Source organism: Streptomyces sp. NPDC003691 (assembly GCF_053981115.1).
Genome location: NZ_JBSFNQ010000016.1, coordinates 27453 through 39938 on the forward strand (window position 1 = coordinate 27453; position 12486 = coordinate 39938).

11 protein-coding genes and 1 pseudogene are annotated in these 12486 nt (G+C 71.7%); 9 read left to right on the forward strand and 3 right to left on the reverse strand.

Translation table 11 applies throughout. The features are described 5' to 3' along the window. Positions 1-170: 170 nt before the first annotated feature. From ACWDR0_RS10730 to ACWDR0_RS10745, 4 genes are all read left to right on the forward strand, one after another. A complete protein-coding gene (locus tag ACWDR0_RS10730) occupies positions 171-2168 on the forward strand; it encodes a 2-oxoacid:acceptor oxidoreductase subunit alpha (RefSeq protein WP_456351292.1) in 1998 nt (665 codons plus the stop codon). Between the two features lie 121 nt (positions 2169-2289). After that, positions 2290-3291, forward strand: a complete 1002-nt coding sequence (locus ACWDR0_RS10735; protein ID WP_456351364.1) for a 2-oxoacid:ferredoxin oxidoreductase subunit beta — start codon at positions 2290-2292, stop codon at positions 3289-3291. 422 nt (positions 3292-3713) lie between these two features. Continuing rightward, positions 3714-4727, forward strand: a complete 1014-nt coding sequence (gene rarD / locus ACWDR0_RS10740) for an EamA family transporter RarD (protein ID WP_456351293.1) — start codon at positions 3714-3716, stop codon at positions 4725-4727. 205 nt (positions 4728-4932) lie between these two features. Continuing rightward, the gene (locus ACWDR0_RS10745; protein ID WP_456351294.1) at positions 4933-5814 is read left to right on the forward strand and encodes a membrane protein; all 882 of its coding nucleotides are present in this window, start codon (positions 4933-4935) and stop codon (positions 5812-5814) included. A gap of 223 nt (positions 5815-6037) precedes the next feature. Here the strand turns inward: ACWDR0_RS10745 and ACWDR0_RS10750 are convergent, their stop codons facing one another. Together ACWDR0_RS10750 and ACWDR0_RS10755 are read right to left on the reverse strand one after the other, a co-directional pair. Continuing rightward, positions 6038-6424 (reverse strand): DUF6401 family natural product biosynthesis protein, encoded by a 387-nt coding sequence (locus ACWDR0_RS10750; RefSeq protein ID WP_456351295.1) that lies wholly within the window; start codon positions 6422-6424, stop codon positions 6038-6040. A gap of 72 nt (positions 6425-6496) precedes the next feature. Then, positions 6497-7996: an MFS transporter gene (locus tag ACWDR0_RS10755; protein ID WP_456351296.1), complete on the reverse strand. Its 1500-nt coding sequence runs from the start codon at positions 7994-7996 to the stop codon at positions 6497-6499. A 206-nt stretch (positions 7997-8202) separates the two neighbouring features. On the opposite strand from ACWDR0_RS10755, the gene ACWDR0_RS10760 reads away from it, so the two are divergent. The 3 genes from ACWDR0_RS10760 (at position 8203) to ACWDR0_RS10770 (ending at position 9748) form a co-directional block, all read left to right on the forward strand. Beyond that, a complete protein-coding gene (locus ACWDR0_RS10760) occupies positions 8203-8751 on the forward strand; it encodes a winged helix-turn-helix transcriptional regulator (protein WP_456351365.1) in 549 nt (182 codons plus the stop codon). A gap of 113 nt (positions 8752-8864) precedes the next feature. Next, positions 8865-9248 (forward strand): DUF2752 domain-containing protein, encoded by a 384-nt coding sequence (locus tag ACWDR0_RS10765; RefSeq protein WP_456351366.1) that lies wholly within the window; start codon positions 8865-8867, stop codon positions 9246-9248. A gap of 236 nt (positions 9249-9484) precedes the next feature. After that, complete coding sequence (locus tag ACWDR0_RS10770) at positions 9485-9748, forward strand: TM2 domain-containing protein (RefSeq protein WP_456351297.1); 264 nt, start codon at positions 9485-9487, stop codon at positions 9746-9748. A gap of 260 nt (positions 9749-10008) precedes the next feature. Here the strand turns inward: ACWDR0_RS10770 and ACWDR0_RS10775 are convergent. Then, positions 10009-10335 (reverse strand): annotated as a pseudogene (locus ACWDR0_RS10775) (CGNR zinc finger domain-containing protein); the annotation flags it as partial. On the opposite strand from ACWDR0_RS10775, the gene ACWDR0_RS10780 reads away from it, so the two are divergent. Further along, positions 10312-10764: a VOC family protein gene (locus ACWDR0_RS10780; protein ID WP_456351298.1), complete on the forward strand. Its 453-nt coding sequence runs from the start codon at positions 10312-10314 to the stop codon at positions 10762-10764. The pseudogene ACWDR0_RS10775 and the gene ACWDR0_RS10780 sit on opposite strands and share 24 nt — an antisense overlap. A 285-nt stretch (positions 10765-11049) precedes the next feature. Continuing rightward, positions 11050-12402: a M28 family metallopeptidase gene (locus ACWDR0_RS10785; protein ID WP_456351299.1), complete on the forward strand. Its 1353-nt coding sequence runs from the start codon at positions 11050-11052 to the stop codon at positions 12400-12402. Positions 12403-12486 lie beyond the last annotated feature (84 nt).

The window sequence follows — 12486 nt, forward strand, 5'->3', positions numbered from 1 at the left end:
AATCCCCGAGGCGGGGTGAAATATGCCATATCAGGACAAAGAGGCGTCTCACATTCCAGTCCAGCATATGAGCGGCACGGGGAAGGTGACCCTTACCGACGTAGGGTTGCACGTGGAACGGCCAGTGGGACGGCCGGCCCCAGCAGCCGCCTCAAGGGAGGTCCAGTTCAGTGACCAGCCAGGTCAGTAGCCCAGCCGAGCACGCCGACGAGGCCGACGGGGCCGGCGGGACCGGCGACGCCACCGAGGCGGTAGTCGGCGGGCCGCGCGTTTCCGAGGCCGAGGCCGGCCTCGTCACGACCGCCGTGGCGCCGGTGAAGGAGGTCCGCAAGCTGGACCGGGTGATCATCCGGTTCGCGGGCGACTCCGGCGACGGTATGCAGCTCACCGGAGACCGTTTCACCTCGGAGACCGCCTCCTTCGGCAACGACCTCTCCACGCTGCCGAACTTCCCGGCCGAGATCCGGGCCCCCGCCGGGACCCTGCCCGGCGTCTCCAGCTTCCAGCTCCACTTCGCCGACCACGACATCCTCACTCCCGGCGACGCGCCCAATGTGCTGGTCGCGATGAACCCCGCGGCCCTCAAGGCGAACATCGCCGATGTGCCGCGCGGCGGCGAGATCATCGTCAACACGGACGAGTTCGCCAAGCGGGCGATGGCCAAGGTCGGCTACGACGTGTCCCCGCTGGAGGACGGTTCCCTGGACGCGTACCACGTCCACCCGGTGCCGCTGACGACGCTGACCATCGAGGCGCTGAAGGACTTCGGGCTCTCCCGCAAGGAGGCCGAGCGCAGCAAGAACATGTTCGCGCTGGGGCTGCTGAGCTGGATGTACCACCGTCCCACCGAGGGCACGGAGAGCTTCCTGCGGACCAAGTTCGCCAAGAAGCCGCAGATCGCCGAGGCGAACATCGCCGCCTTCCGGGCCGGCTGGAACTTCGGCGAGACGACGGAGGACTTCGCCGTCTCCTACGAGGTGTCGCCCGCCACCAAGGCGTTCCCCACCGGCACCTACCGCAATATCTCCGGCAACCTCGCCGTCTCGCTCGGTCTGATCGCCGCCGCCCGGCAGGCCGATCTCCCGCTCTACCTGGGCTCCTACCCGATCACCCCGGCCTCCGACATCCTCCACGAGCTGTCCAAGCACAAGAACTTCGGTGTGCGGACGTTCCAGGCGGAGGACGAGATCGCCGGAATCGGCGCGGCGCTCGGCGCCGCCTTCGGCGGAGCGCTCGCGGTCACCACGACCTCCGGCCCCGGGGTGGCGCTGAAGTCCGAGACGATCGGCCTCGCGGTCTCGCTGGAGCTGCCGCTGCTGATCATCGACATCCAGCGCGGCGGCCCCTCCACCGGTCTGCCCACCAAGACCGAGCAGGCGGACCTGCTCCAGGCGATGTACGGCCGCAACGGCGAGGCGCCGGTGCCCGTGGTCGCCCCGCGGACCCCCGCGGACTGCTTCGACGCCACGGTGGACGCCGTCCGGATCGCCCTCGCCTACCGGACCCCGGTCTTCCTGCTCTCGGACGGCTATCTGGCCAACGGCTCCGAGCCGTGGCGGGTGCCGGAGCCGGACGAGCTGCCCGATCTGCGGGTCCGCTTCGCCACCGGCCCCAACCACGAACTGGCCGACGGCACCGAGGTCTTCTGGCCCTACAAGCGCGACCCCGAGACCCTGGCCCGCCCCTGGGCGGTACCCGGCACCCCCGGCCTCGAACACCGCATCGGCGGTATCGAGAAGCAGGACGGCACCGGCAACATCTCGTACGACCCGGCGAACCACGACTTCATGGTCCGCACCCGCCAGGCCAAGATCGACGGGATCGCGGTGCCCGATCTGGAGGTCGACGACCCGGACGGCGCGAGCACCCTGGTGCTCGGCTGGGGCTCGACATACGGCCCGATCACCGCCGCGGTCCGCCGGCTGCGCGCCGCGGGCGAGCCGATCGCCCAGGCCCATCTGCGCCACCTCAACCCCTTCCCCGGGAACCTGGAGGAGGTGCTCCGGCGTTACCGCAGGGTGGTGGTGCCGGAGATGAACCTCGGCCAGCTCGCCACTCTCATCCGGGCGAAGTACCTGGTCGACGCGGAGAGCTACAACCAGGTGAACGGCATGCCGTTCAAGGCCGAGCAGCTCGCCACGGTTCTCAAGGAGGCCATCGATGACTGAGACCGCCGCGCACCCCGGGTCCGCGCCGACGGCCCCGGCCGCCTGCGGACCGGCGGCCCCCGGGACCGGCACCGGTTCCGGTCTGCTCTCCCTGGTGCCCAAGGCCGAGGCCAAGCAGTCCATGAAGGACTTCAAGTCGGACCAGGAGGTCCGCTGGTGCCCCGGCTGCGGTGACTACGCGATCCTCGCGGCCGTGCAGGGCTTCATGCCCGAGCTGGGGCTCGCCAAGGAGAACATCGTCTTCGTCTCCGGCATCGGCTGCTCCTCCCGCTTCCCGTACTACATGAACACCTACGGGATGCACTCCATCCACGGCCGGGCCCCGGCCATCGCGACCGGGCTCTCCTCCTCCCGCCGCGATCTGTCGGTCTGGGTGGTCACCGGCGACGGCGACGCGCTCTCCATCGGCGGCAACCACCTCATCCACGCCCTCCGGCGGAACGTCAATCTCAAGATCCTGCTCTTCAACAACCGGATCTACGGACTGACCAAGGGCCAGTACAGCCCCACCTCCGAGGTCGGCAAGATCACCAAGTCGACTCCGATGGGCTCGCTGGACGCCCCCTTCAACCCGGTGTCGCTGGCGCTGGGCGCGGAGGCCACCTTCGTCGCGCGGACGGTCGACTCCGACCGCAAGCACCTCACCTCGGTACTGCGGGCCGCCGCCGACCACGAGGGCACCGCCCTGGTGGAGATCTACCAGAACTGCAATATCTTCAACGACGGTGCCTTCGAGGTCCTCAAGGACAAGCAGCAGGCCGAGGAGGCCGTGATCCGTCTGGAGCACGGGGAGCCGATCCGCTTCGGCACCGACGGCGCCAAGGGTGTCGTACGGGACCCCGCGACGGGCGATCTCGAAGTCGTCGAGGTCACCCCGGAGAACGAATCGCGGATCCTGGTCCACGACGCGCACAGCGCCTCGCCGACCACCGCTTTCGCGCTCTCCCGGCTGGCCGACGCGGACACCCTCCACCACACCCCGATCGGTGTGCTGCGCTCCGTCCGGCGCCCGGTCTACGACACCCTCATGGCCGACCAGCTCGACCAGGCCGTGGAGCAGAAGGGCAAGGGCGATCTGGCCTCGCTGCTCGCGGGCAACGACACCTGGACCGTCGTCGGCTGACCCGGCCCGTCCTGTCCCGGCCGACCTCGGACCCGTCCGGTCCGTACCGCCGCGACAGCGGCCGGTCCGGAGAAACCGGTCCGCCGAAGCCGCCCCCCACCGCGCATCCCGCGGCAGGGGGCGGCTTCGCTCGTTCACCGGTGGCGCCCCGGCCCCGCCGCCGCCCGGGTTCCGCACCACCGGCCTGGGCCCGGAGCGCCCCGGCTCTGCCCGGCCCGGCTCGGCTCCGCCCGTCTCCGTTCGTCTCGGCCCGGAGCGCCTCGGCCCGCCCGGGCCCGAATGCTCCACTCCGGTCATGACCGTATGTCGATACGGGCATGACAGCCCGGCCCCGGTGCGCGTACCGTCGTCGGCAGTATGCGGACGGACGGGACGCGGGCGAGACCCCGGGCCCGTACCGCGCGGCGGGTCGGGAGGATCCAGTGTCAGCGGACGGCGAGCAGCGAGCGGGACTGTTGTACGGGATCGGCGCCTACGGCATGTGGGGCCTGGTCCCGCTCTTCTGGCCACTGCTGAAACCCGCGGGCGCCACCGAGATCCTCGCCCACCGCATGACCTGGTCGCTGGTCGTCGTGGCCCTGGCCCTGCTCGTACTGAAGCGTTGGCAGTGGATACGCGAGCTGCTCCGCGACCGCCGGAAGCTCGGGTTCATCTCGGTGGCCGCGGTGGTCATCTCCGTCAACTGGGGCGTTTTCATCTGGGCGGTGAACACGGGCCGGGTGGTGGAGGCGTCCCTCGGCTACTTCATCAATCCGCTCGTCACCATCGCGATCGGCGTCCTCGTACTGAAGGAGCGGCTCCGTTCCGTGCAGTGGGCGGCGGTCGGTATCGGTGTTCTCGCGGTACTGGTCCTGACGGTCGGCTACGGGCAGCCGCCCTGGGTCTCCCTCGTACTGGCCTTCTCCTTCGCCGTCTACGGCCTGGCGAAGAAGAAGACCAATATCGGCGGACTGGAGTCGCTGGCGGCGGAGACCGCGATCCTCTTCGTCCCGGCCCTGGGCTATCTGATCTGGCTGGCGGCACAGGGCGGCCTGGCCTTCGGGAACGAGGGCGTCGGGCACGCGCTGCTGCTCGCCGCGACCGGCCTGGTGACCGCGGTGCCCCTGATCTGCTTCGGCGCGGCGGCGATCCGGGTGCCGCTGTCGACGCTGGGGATGCTCCAGTATCTGGGGCCGATCATCCAGTTCCTGCTGGGAGTGCTGTACTTCCACGAGTCGATGCCGGCGGAGCGGTGGGCCGGGTTCACCCTGGTGTGGCTGGCGCTGACGGTGCTGACCTGGGACGCGCTGCGCACGGCGCGGCGTACGCGGGCCCGGGCGGACCGGCTGCGGGCGGCGGAGGCAGAGGCGGAGCCCGGGATTCCGGGGCCGGAGGCGCCCCGTCCGGACGGACGTCCCGCGTCGGCGCCCGCACCCCGCGCCGGGTCCACCGCCTGAACCGTCCGGCAGGCGCCCCCGCCCAGCACCGGGCCCACCGCCCGAGCCGTCCGGCGCCCCGGACACACCCCACCGCAGTGGCCCAATCCACCACCCGACCGGCCCACATCCGCCCGCCCGCCCCGGGCCGCCGCACCCCTCCGGTGTTACGACCGGAGGAAGGCGTCCCGGGCCGTCCGGGGCCGTCAGCGGACGGAGTGCGGATATGTCCCAGCCCCTGCCCCTGGCCCTTTCCGTCGATTTCGGCGCGGGCTTCTCCGAGGCCTGGAACGCGGTGGCCAGGTTCATACCCAAGCTCATCGGCTTCCTCGCCGTACTGCTGATCGGCTGGTTCATAGCCAAGCTGATCGCCCGGGTGGTGGACCGGCTGCTGCGTCGGGTGGGCTCGGAGAAGCTCGCCGAGCGGAGCGGCGCGGCCCATGCCCTGCGCAATTCCTCGTACGACGCCACCGGCATCCTCACCAAGATCATCTATTACGGGCTGCTGCTGATCGTGCTCCAGCTCGCGTTCGGCGTCTTCGGCCCGAACCCCATCAGCGTGATGATCAACGCCGTGGTCGCCTGGCTGCCGAGGGCCATCGTGGCGCTGGTGATCGTGGTGGTGGCGATGGCCATCGCCCGCGCCGTGCGGGAGATCATCAACGACGCGCTCAGCGGTACCTCGTACGGAAAGGTCCTGGCGACCGTCGCCTGGGCGTTCATCGTGGCGCTCGGCGCGATCGCCGCGCTGGGTCAGGCGGGGATCGCCACCGCGATCACGGGCCCGCTGCTGCTGGCAGTGCTCGGCACGGTCGCCGGCATCCTGATCGTCGGTGTCGGCGGCGGTCTGATCGGGCCGATGCGCTCGCGCTGGGAGAACTGGCTCTCGCGGGCCGAGGCGGAGTCGTCGGGCTCGGCCCGGGACAGTATCAGCGCCTACCAGGCGGGCCGGTCCGACGCGGCGGCCGGACAGCCCGCGCCGGGCGCACGCACGACTCCGGGTGCGACGGGACGGCCGGGGCAGACGGGTCAGGCCGGGCAGACGGGCCGCGAGGGCTCCGGCGGGACGGGCCGCCGGGGCGACGAGGGCCCCTTCGACCCGATGTGACCGGGCCGGGCACCGGTGCGGGCCGGGGGCGGCCCCACCCGACGGGCCGCCGATGCGGACATACGGGGCCGGGCCCGAGCGGGTCCGGCCCCGTACGGCCCCGTACGGCGGCGTACGGCGGCGTACGGCTCAGGGCCCGGTCCGCGTCCGCGCCGCCGAGTCTCAGCGCGGGTCCCACCAGTCCCACCGGGTCTTACCGGGTCTTACCGGGTCTTACCGGGTCTTACCGGGCCAGCAGATCGTGCTCCCGCACCAGCCAGCAGACCGCGGTGAGCCGCAGCGTGGCGAAGTCGTACCCCACGGGTTCGGTCCACTCCGTCTCCGCGAGCCAGTCCGTGAACCCCAGCACGTAGTCGCTCAGATCCTCGCGCCGTACGGCTTCCGATACCGCCCACCCGGCGGTACGGGAACCGGGGCGCCCGCCCCCGCCGGCCGCCCGCTGCCGGGGCACCAGGGTGTCCCGCACGCTTGCCGCGTGCTGGTCGACGGCGGCCACGAGCCCCGGGTCGAAGGCGAACTCCGCAAGCCGCGGCAGATAGGCCGCCACCACGCCCACGAGCGGGCAGTCGGGGGCCGGGCCGGGGCCGGGCGGCGGGGAGGGGCGGTCCATCGTCCCACCGTACGTGCCGGAAAAGCAGGTACAGGCGTGACATTCATCGCAGCTCGGACATCCGGCGGGCGTTCACCGGACCATTCCGCAGCCCGGACCGTTCGACAGCCCGGGCCGTTCAACAGCCCGGCCGGACTCCCGGCCGTTCCGCAGCCCGGCCGCCGCCAGCAGCGTTCCCGCGGCCACCATCACCAGCGGTACGACCAGCCCCGCCCGGAGGGCCTCGATCCGGGCACCGCCCCCGGCGAGTCCGTAGACGGCGGTGACCGCGGAGATCCCGAACGCGCCGCCGAACTGCATCGCGGTCTGGAGCAGCCCTCCGGCCAGCCCCTGCTCCTCGTCCGCGACCCCGTCGGTGGCGGCGACGGTCAGCGGCCCGAACGCCAGGCTGAAGCCGATGCCCGTGAGCAGGAACGAGGGCAGCATCGCGGCGTACGCCCAGTCCTCGGCGACCGGCAGGAACAGCGCGTATCCGCCGACGGCCGCCAGAAAGCCCGCGTAGATCACCCGGGCCGTGCCGTAACGGTTCACCAGCCGCGGGGTGACCGTGGGCACGATCAGCACCTCGACACACATCGCCAGCAGGGCGAACGAGGTCTTCAGCGACGACCAGCCGCGCAGTTCCTGGAAGTAGAGGGTGGCCATGAACTGGAAGCCGAAGAACGCCCCGAAGAAGAGCAGCATCCCGGCGTCGGCCCGGACGACCGGGGTGTTCCGCAGAAAGCCGAGGCGGATCAGCGGTACCGCGGCCCGGCGCTCGACGCGGACGAACACCGCCGTCAGCAGGGCCCCCGCGCCGAGGGCGGCGAGGGTGGGAACCCACCCCGCGAGGCCGTGTTCGAGGCGGACGATTCCGTAGACGAGCAGCAGCATCGCGCCCGCCGCGGTCACGGCTCCGGCGACGTCGAACCCCTCGGTACGCGGCGGGGCCGGGTCCGCGGGCAGCAGTACGGCCGCCGCCGCCAGCATCGGTATGGCCAGGGCGACGGGGGCGAAGAAGACCCAGCGCCAGCCGGCCTCGGTGAGCAGCCCGCCGATGACGAGGCCGAGCGCGAATCCGGCGCCCGAGGTCGCCGCGTAGAACATCAGGGCCCGGGTGCGCAGCGGCCCCTCCTCGTACGAGGTGGTGATGACGGACAGGGCGGCGGGGGTGAGGAAGGCGGCCGCAACTCCGGTGACGAACCGGGAGACGACCAGCATCCAGCCCTCGGTGCCGAGGCCGCCGAGCCCCGAGAAGGCGGTGAAGACGGCGAGCCAGAACAGGAACATCCGGCGGCGTCCCAGCAGATCGGCGGCGCGGCCGCCGAGCAGGGTGAAGCCCGCGTAGCCGAGGACGTAACCGCTGACCACCCAGGCCGCCGTACCGGTGGAGAGTCCGAGGTCGGCCCGGATCGAGGGCACGGCGACGGCGAGCATCGCGACGTCGATGCCCTCCAGGAAGACCGTGCCGCAGAGGACGGCCAGCAGTGCCCGGGCCCGCCCGGACATGGCCGGCGGCCGGGCACCGGCGCCCGGCCCCGGAGCGGCCGGGGGTGCGGAAGAGGCTGGGGGTACGACGGGCAGGGAGGACATCGGCCGGCTCCGGAAGGGGTATGCGGGCGCGTCGGGGCAGGCCGGGAACACGGCGGTGCCCCGGCTGCGTGTGGGACGGGACGGGTGCAGGGGGAAGAGGGTGGTTACCGCTACGGGGGTCGGTTCCCTCTTGTAACCACCCCGATCTTCGGGCAGCATGACGACCTGCGGAAGGAGGCACTTTGACGTCACCGGGTTACCTGGGAGTGACCGAGTTCGAGGACGACGGGGACCCGGACCCCTTCCAGTGGGACACCCGCGGGGACTGCGAGGTGCGGCAGATCCTGGACCGCGTCGCCGACAAGTGGTCGCTCCTGGTCATCGCGCTGCTCGACAGCCGGGTCGTGCGCTTCAGCGAACTGCGCCGCGAAATCGACGGGATCAGCCAGCGGATGCTGACCGTGACACTGCGCCAGCTGGAGCGGGACGGGCTCGTCAGCCGTACCGTCCATCCGGTCGTACCGCCGCGTGTGGAGTACGGCCTCACCGCGCTCGGCTGCACCCTGCACACCACGATCCGGTCGCTGGTCACCTGGACCGAGGAGCACCGCGGCGAGATCGCGGCGGCCCGGACGTCGTACGACACCCGTGAGGCAGAGGCCGCCCGTGAGGCCCGGGAAGCCCAGGCGGCACAGCAGACGGCGCAGGAAGCCAGGCGCACGCCCTCCGTACAACCAGCCGTACAACCCGCCGTACAACCCGCCCAGGGCATCAGCGGCACCCGGACGGCACAGCACCGGCGGCAGGAACGATGACGACGCACCCTTCGGCCGACGGCGACCGCCCCGGTCACGAGAGCCTCCCCGGGCACGACGGCCGGGACGCGGTACAGCCGGGTGCGGCCCGGAAGCGGCGCCCGGCCGCGGCGCTGCGCGCCCTGCGGCATCCGGCGGCGGCTCCGCTGGCCCTGTTCGCCGCCGGGGCGGCGGGCACGGTCTATCTGTACGGCACCAATCCGCACGAGGCCGGGCAGTGGCTGCCCCGCTGCCCGTTCCGTCTGGTGACCGGTCTGCTCTGCCCGGCCTGCGGCGGTACGCGGATGGCCTACGACCTGATGCACGGTGATATCACCGCGGCCTGGGCCGACAACCGGATGCTGCTCCTCGTCGCGCCGTTCGCGCTCGCACTGCTGGGCCGCTGGGCGTACGAGGGACTGCGCGGGCGCCGCTGGCGGTTGCGGCTGAGCAAACGGGCGCAGGTCCTGGTGCTGTCGACCGCCGTGGCGTGGACCGTGGTGCGCAACACCGTCTGATCCGGCGGGCGGCACCGTTCACGGTCGCGAGGCCGGCGGGACGCAATCCGCAAACATTCGGTTGATCACGGAACGGCCACGATCATTGGACCCGCCGCCCGTTTGGGCTAATGCCTCCTTTAACCTGCCCTTACATAGGGGGGCATTCAGCATGCGTTCTTGAGCGGTGCTTTCCACTCCCCTGAACCGGAATATGCCATTCCGGTTCTCCTCTTCCGCTCATCCAGGAGATCTTCATGACCGTCCCCACTCCGGACGCCCCGTACGGTTACGACCCGCAGGGCCGCCCCTACTCCGACAAGTCCAAGATCACCGCTGGTGTTCTCCAGATCCTCCTGGGCAGCCTCGGTATCGGCCGCTTCTACGTCGGCAACGTCGGCATGGGTGTGGCGCAGCTCCTCACCTGTGGTGGTCTGGGTGTCTGGGCGCTGATCGACGGCATCCTCTTCCTGACCAGCAACGACCGCACCGACAAGGACGGCCGCATCCTCCGCGGCTGATCCCCGGCCGCCGAGCCGGCCGCCGCCTGTGCGGCAACCGCTCCCCCGGCCGCGTACGGCGCGGCCGGGGAGCAGGCGGAGCGGGTCCGGAGGGGCTCCCCACCCTCGGGACCCGGCACCCCGCCGAACCATGCGCGACACCGGGCCGTTCACGGAACCGGGCCGTTCGCAACACACCGGGCCGCGGCGCGCGAACCGACGCGCCCCCGCCCGTCCGTGGCGCCTTGTGCGCCGGGGCCCGCGCCCCGGCACCCCGCGCCTCACACGCTCTCCGCGCCCCCGCCGCGCTCTTCCTCCGCCCCGGTCCGCCGGGCCCGGTGCGCCCGCACCTTGCTGCGATTGCCGCACCGCTCCATGGAGCACCAGCGCCGCCGGCCGGGCCGTGAGGTGTCGGCGAACAGCAGCAGACAGTTGCTCGTACCGCATTCGCGGATCCGGCGCGCGTACGGCCCGGTGAAGAGGTCCACCGCATCCCGCGCGACCGCCGACAGCACCTGGAGCCCGGTGGCACCGGGCACCCAGTCCCGGGTCGCGCCCGGCCCGAAACGGGGCACCGGCGGCGGATGCGCGGCCGCCGCGTCGACCACCGGACGCTGCACTGGAAGCTCACCATCGACGCCGCCGACCCGCTCGCCCGGGCCGACTTCCGGGCCACCGCCCTCGGTTACCTGGTCGAGGACCACAGCGTCCTGATCGCCGGACCGCGCGCCCAGGGGTATCTGCCGGAGGGCTCGACCGAGCGGCGGTACGGCCGGGACGTGTGGCGCGATTACGCCGCCGTCCGCCATCCGGGCGACCCGTACGACGAGGCGAAGGGCGTGGGCCGCCAGCTGCTCTTCCAGCGGATCCCCGAGCCCAAGACCGTGAAGAACCGCCTCCATCTCGATCCGCACCCGGGCCAGGACCGCAGGGAGGCGGAAGTCGAACGGCTCCGGGGGCTGGGGGCGACGGTGCTGTACGAGCAGCACCAGCCGATCGGCGTCTGGACGACCATGGCCGACCCCGAGGGCACCTGACACTGGCACACCTGCCCGACTGCACACCCAGCACCCAGCACCCAGCACCCAGCACCCAGACCTGATACCCGACACCCGAACGGACAAGAGCGGAAACCGATCACTCAGCGACCATCGATGTTCTGTATACGAACACGACTGACCGGTTTCTGCTCTTGACGGTCCATCGGGCTCTCCCGGACTCTGAGCACCGCGCACCACCCGCTCCAACGCCCCGGAATCCGCCACTCCGGTGCGGTCCGCTCACTCCGTCCTGTCCCCGTACGGAAGCTCCGGAGCCCCCACATGAGACTCTCCGCACCCAGCCTTTCCGGCATATCCGGGCGCGCCGTCGCCGGGGCCGCGATAGCCCTGGCCGGGCTGCTCGCCACCGCCACCCCGGCGGCGACAGCACCGGCCGGCGCCACCACGGCCGCCCCGACGACCACCGCGGCGGCCCTCGCCCCGCCCGACATACCGCTCGCCAATGTGAAGGCGCACCTCACCCAGTTCCAGTCGATCGCCGCGGCGAACGGCGGCAACCGCGCGCACGGCCGCCCGGGCTACCGCGCCTCGCTGGACTATGTGAAGGGCAAGCTGGACGCGGCCGGATACACGACCACCATCCAGCAGTTCACCTCGGGCGGTGCCACCGGCTACAACCTGATAGCCGACTGGCCCGGCGGCGACCCCAACCAGGTCCTCATGGCGGGGGCCCATCTGGACTCCGTGAGCACGGGCGCCGGGATCAACGACAACGGCTCCGGCTCCGCCGCCGTCCTCGAAACGGCCCTCGCGGTATCCCGGGCCGGGCTCCAGCCCACCAAGCACCTGCGGTTCGGCTGGTGGGGCGCGGAGGAGGTCGGCCTGGTCGGCTCCCGCTACTACGTGAACAACCTGCCGACCGCCGAGCGCGCCAAGGTCTCCTCGTATCTCAACTTCGACATGGTCGGGTCCCCGAACCCCGGTTACTTCGTCTATGACGACGACGTCCAGCTGGAGAAGGTCTTCAAGGACTACTTCGCCGGACTCGGCGTCCCCACCGAGATCGAGACCGAGGGCGACGGACGCTCGGACCACGCCTCCTTCAAGAACGTGGGCATCCGGGTCGGCGGGCTGTTCACCGGGGCGGGCCGGACCAAGACCGCCGCGCAGGCACAGAAGTGGGGCGGCACCTCGGGCCAGGCGTTCGACCGCTGCTACCACTCCTCCTGCGACACCACGGCGAACATCAACGACACCGCCCTCGACCGGAACAGCGACGCGGTCGCGCATGCGATCTGGACCCTGGGCACCGGATCGGTCCCGCCGGGCGACGTCTACGAGAACACCGCCGATGTCGCGATCCCGGACAACGGCGCGGCCGTGACCTCCACGGTCACCGTCTCCGGCCGGACCGGCAACGCGCCCGCCGCTCTCTCCGTCGGCGTCGACATCCGGCACACCTGGCGCGGCGACCTGGTGGTCGATCTGCTCGCCCCGGACGGTACGGCCTACCGGCTGAAGAACTCCAGCGGCAACGACTCCGCGGACAACGTCATCGCGACCTATACGGTCAACGCCTCCGCCGAGGCCGCCAACGGCGACTGGAAGCTGCGCGTCCAGGACATCGGCGCCCAGGACACCGGCTACATCAACAGCTGGAAGCTGACCTTCTAGCCAGGGCCCCGGCCGCGGCCCGCGAGGGCCGCCCCGGACCCGCCGCCCCCCACCGCCGCATGCGTGTGTCCCCTGGACACGCGC

Bases quoted from the DNA above. Each gene is read 5' to 3' on its own strand.
- ACWDR0_RS10735 (WP_456351364.1), top strand. From the start codon at position 2,290: ATGAAGGACTTCAAGTCGGACCAGGAGGTCCGCTGGTGCCCCGGCTGC.
- ACWDR0_RS10745 (WP_456351294.1), top strand. From the start codon at position 4,933: ATGTCCCAGCCCCTGCCCCTGGCCCTTTCCGTCGATTTCGGCGCGGGC.
- ACWDR0_RS10750 (WP_456351295.1), bottom strand. From the start codon at position 6,424: ATGGACCGCCCCTCCCCGCCGCCCGGCCCCGGCCCGGCCCCCGACTGC.
- ACWDR0_RS10755 (WP_456351296.1), bottom strand. From the start codon at position 7,996: ATGTCCTCCCTGCCCGTCGTACCCCCAGCCTCTTCCGCACCCCCGGCC.
- ACWDR0_RS10770 (WP_456351297.1), top strand. From the start codon at position 9,485: ATGACCGTCCCCACTCCGGACGCCCCGTACGGTTACGACCCGCAGGGC.
- ACWDR0_RS10780 (WP_456351298.1), top strand. From the start codon at position 10,312: ATGCGCGGCCGCCGCGTCGACCACCGGACGCTGCACTGGAAGCTCACC.
- ACWDR0_RS10785 (WP_456351299.1), top strand. From the start codon at position 11,050: ATGAGACTCTCCGCACCCAGCCTTTCCGGCATATCCGGGCGCGCCGTC.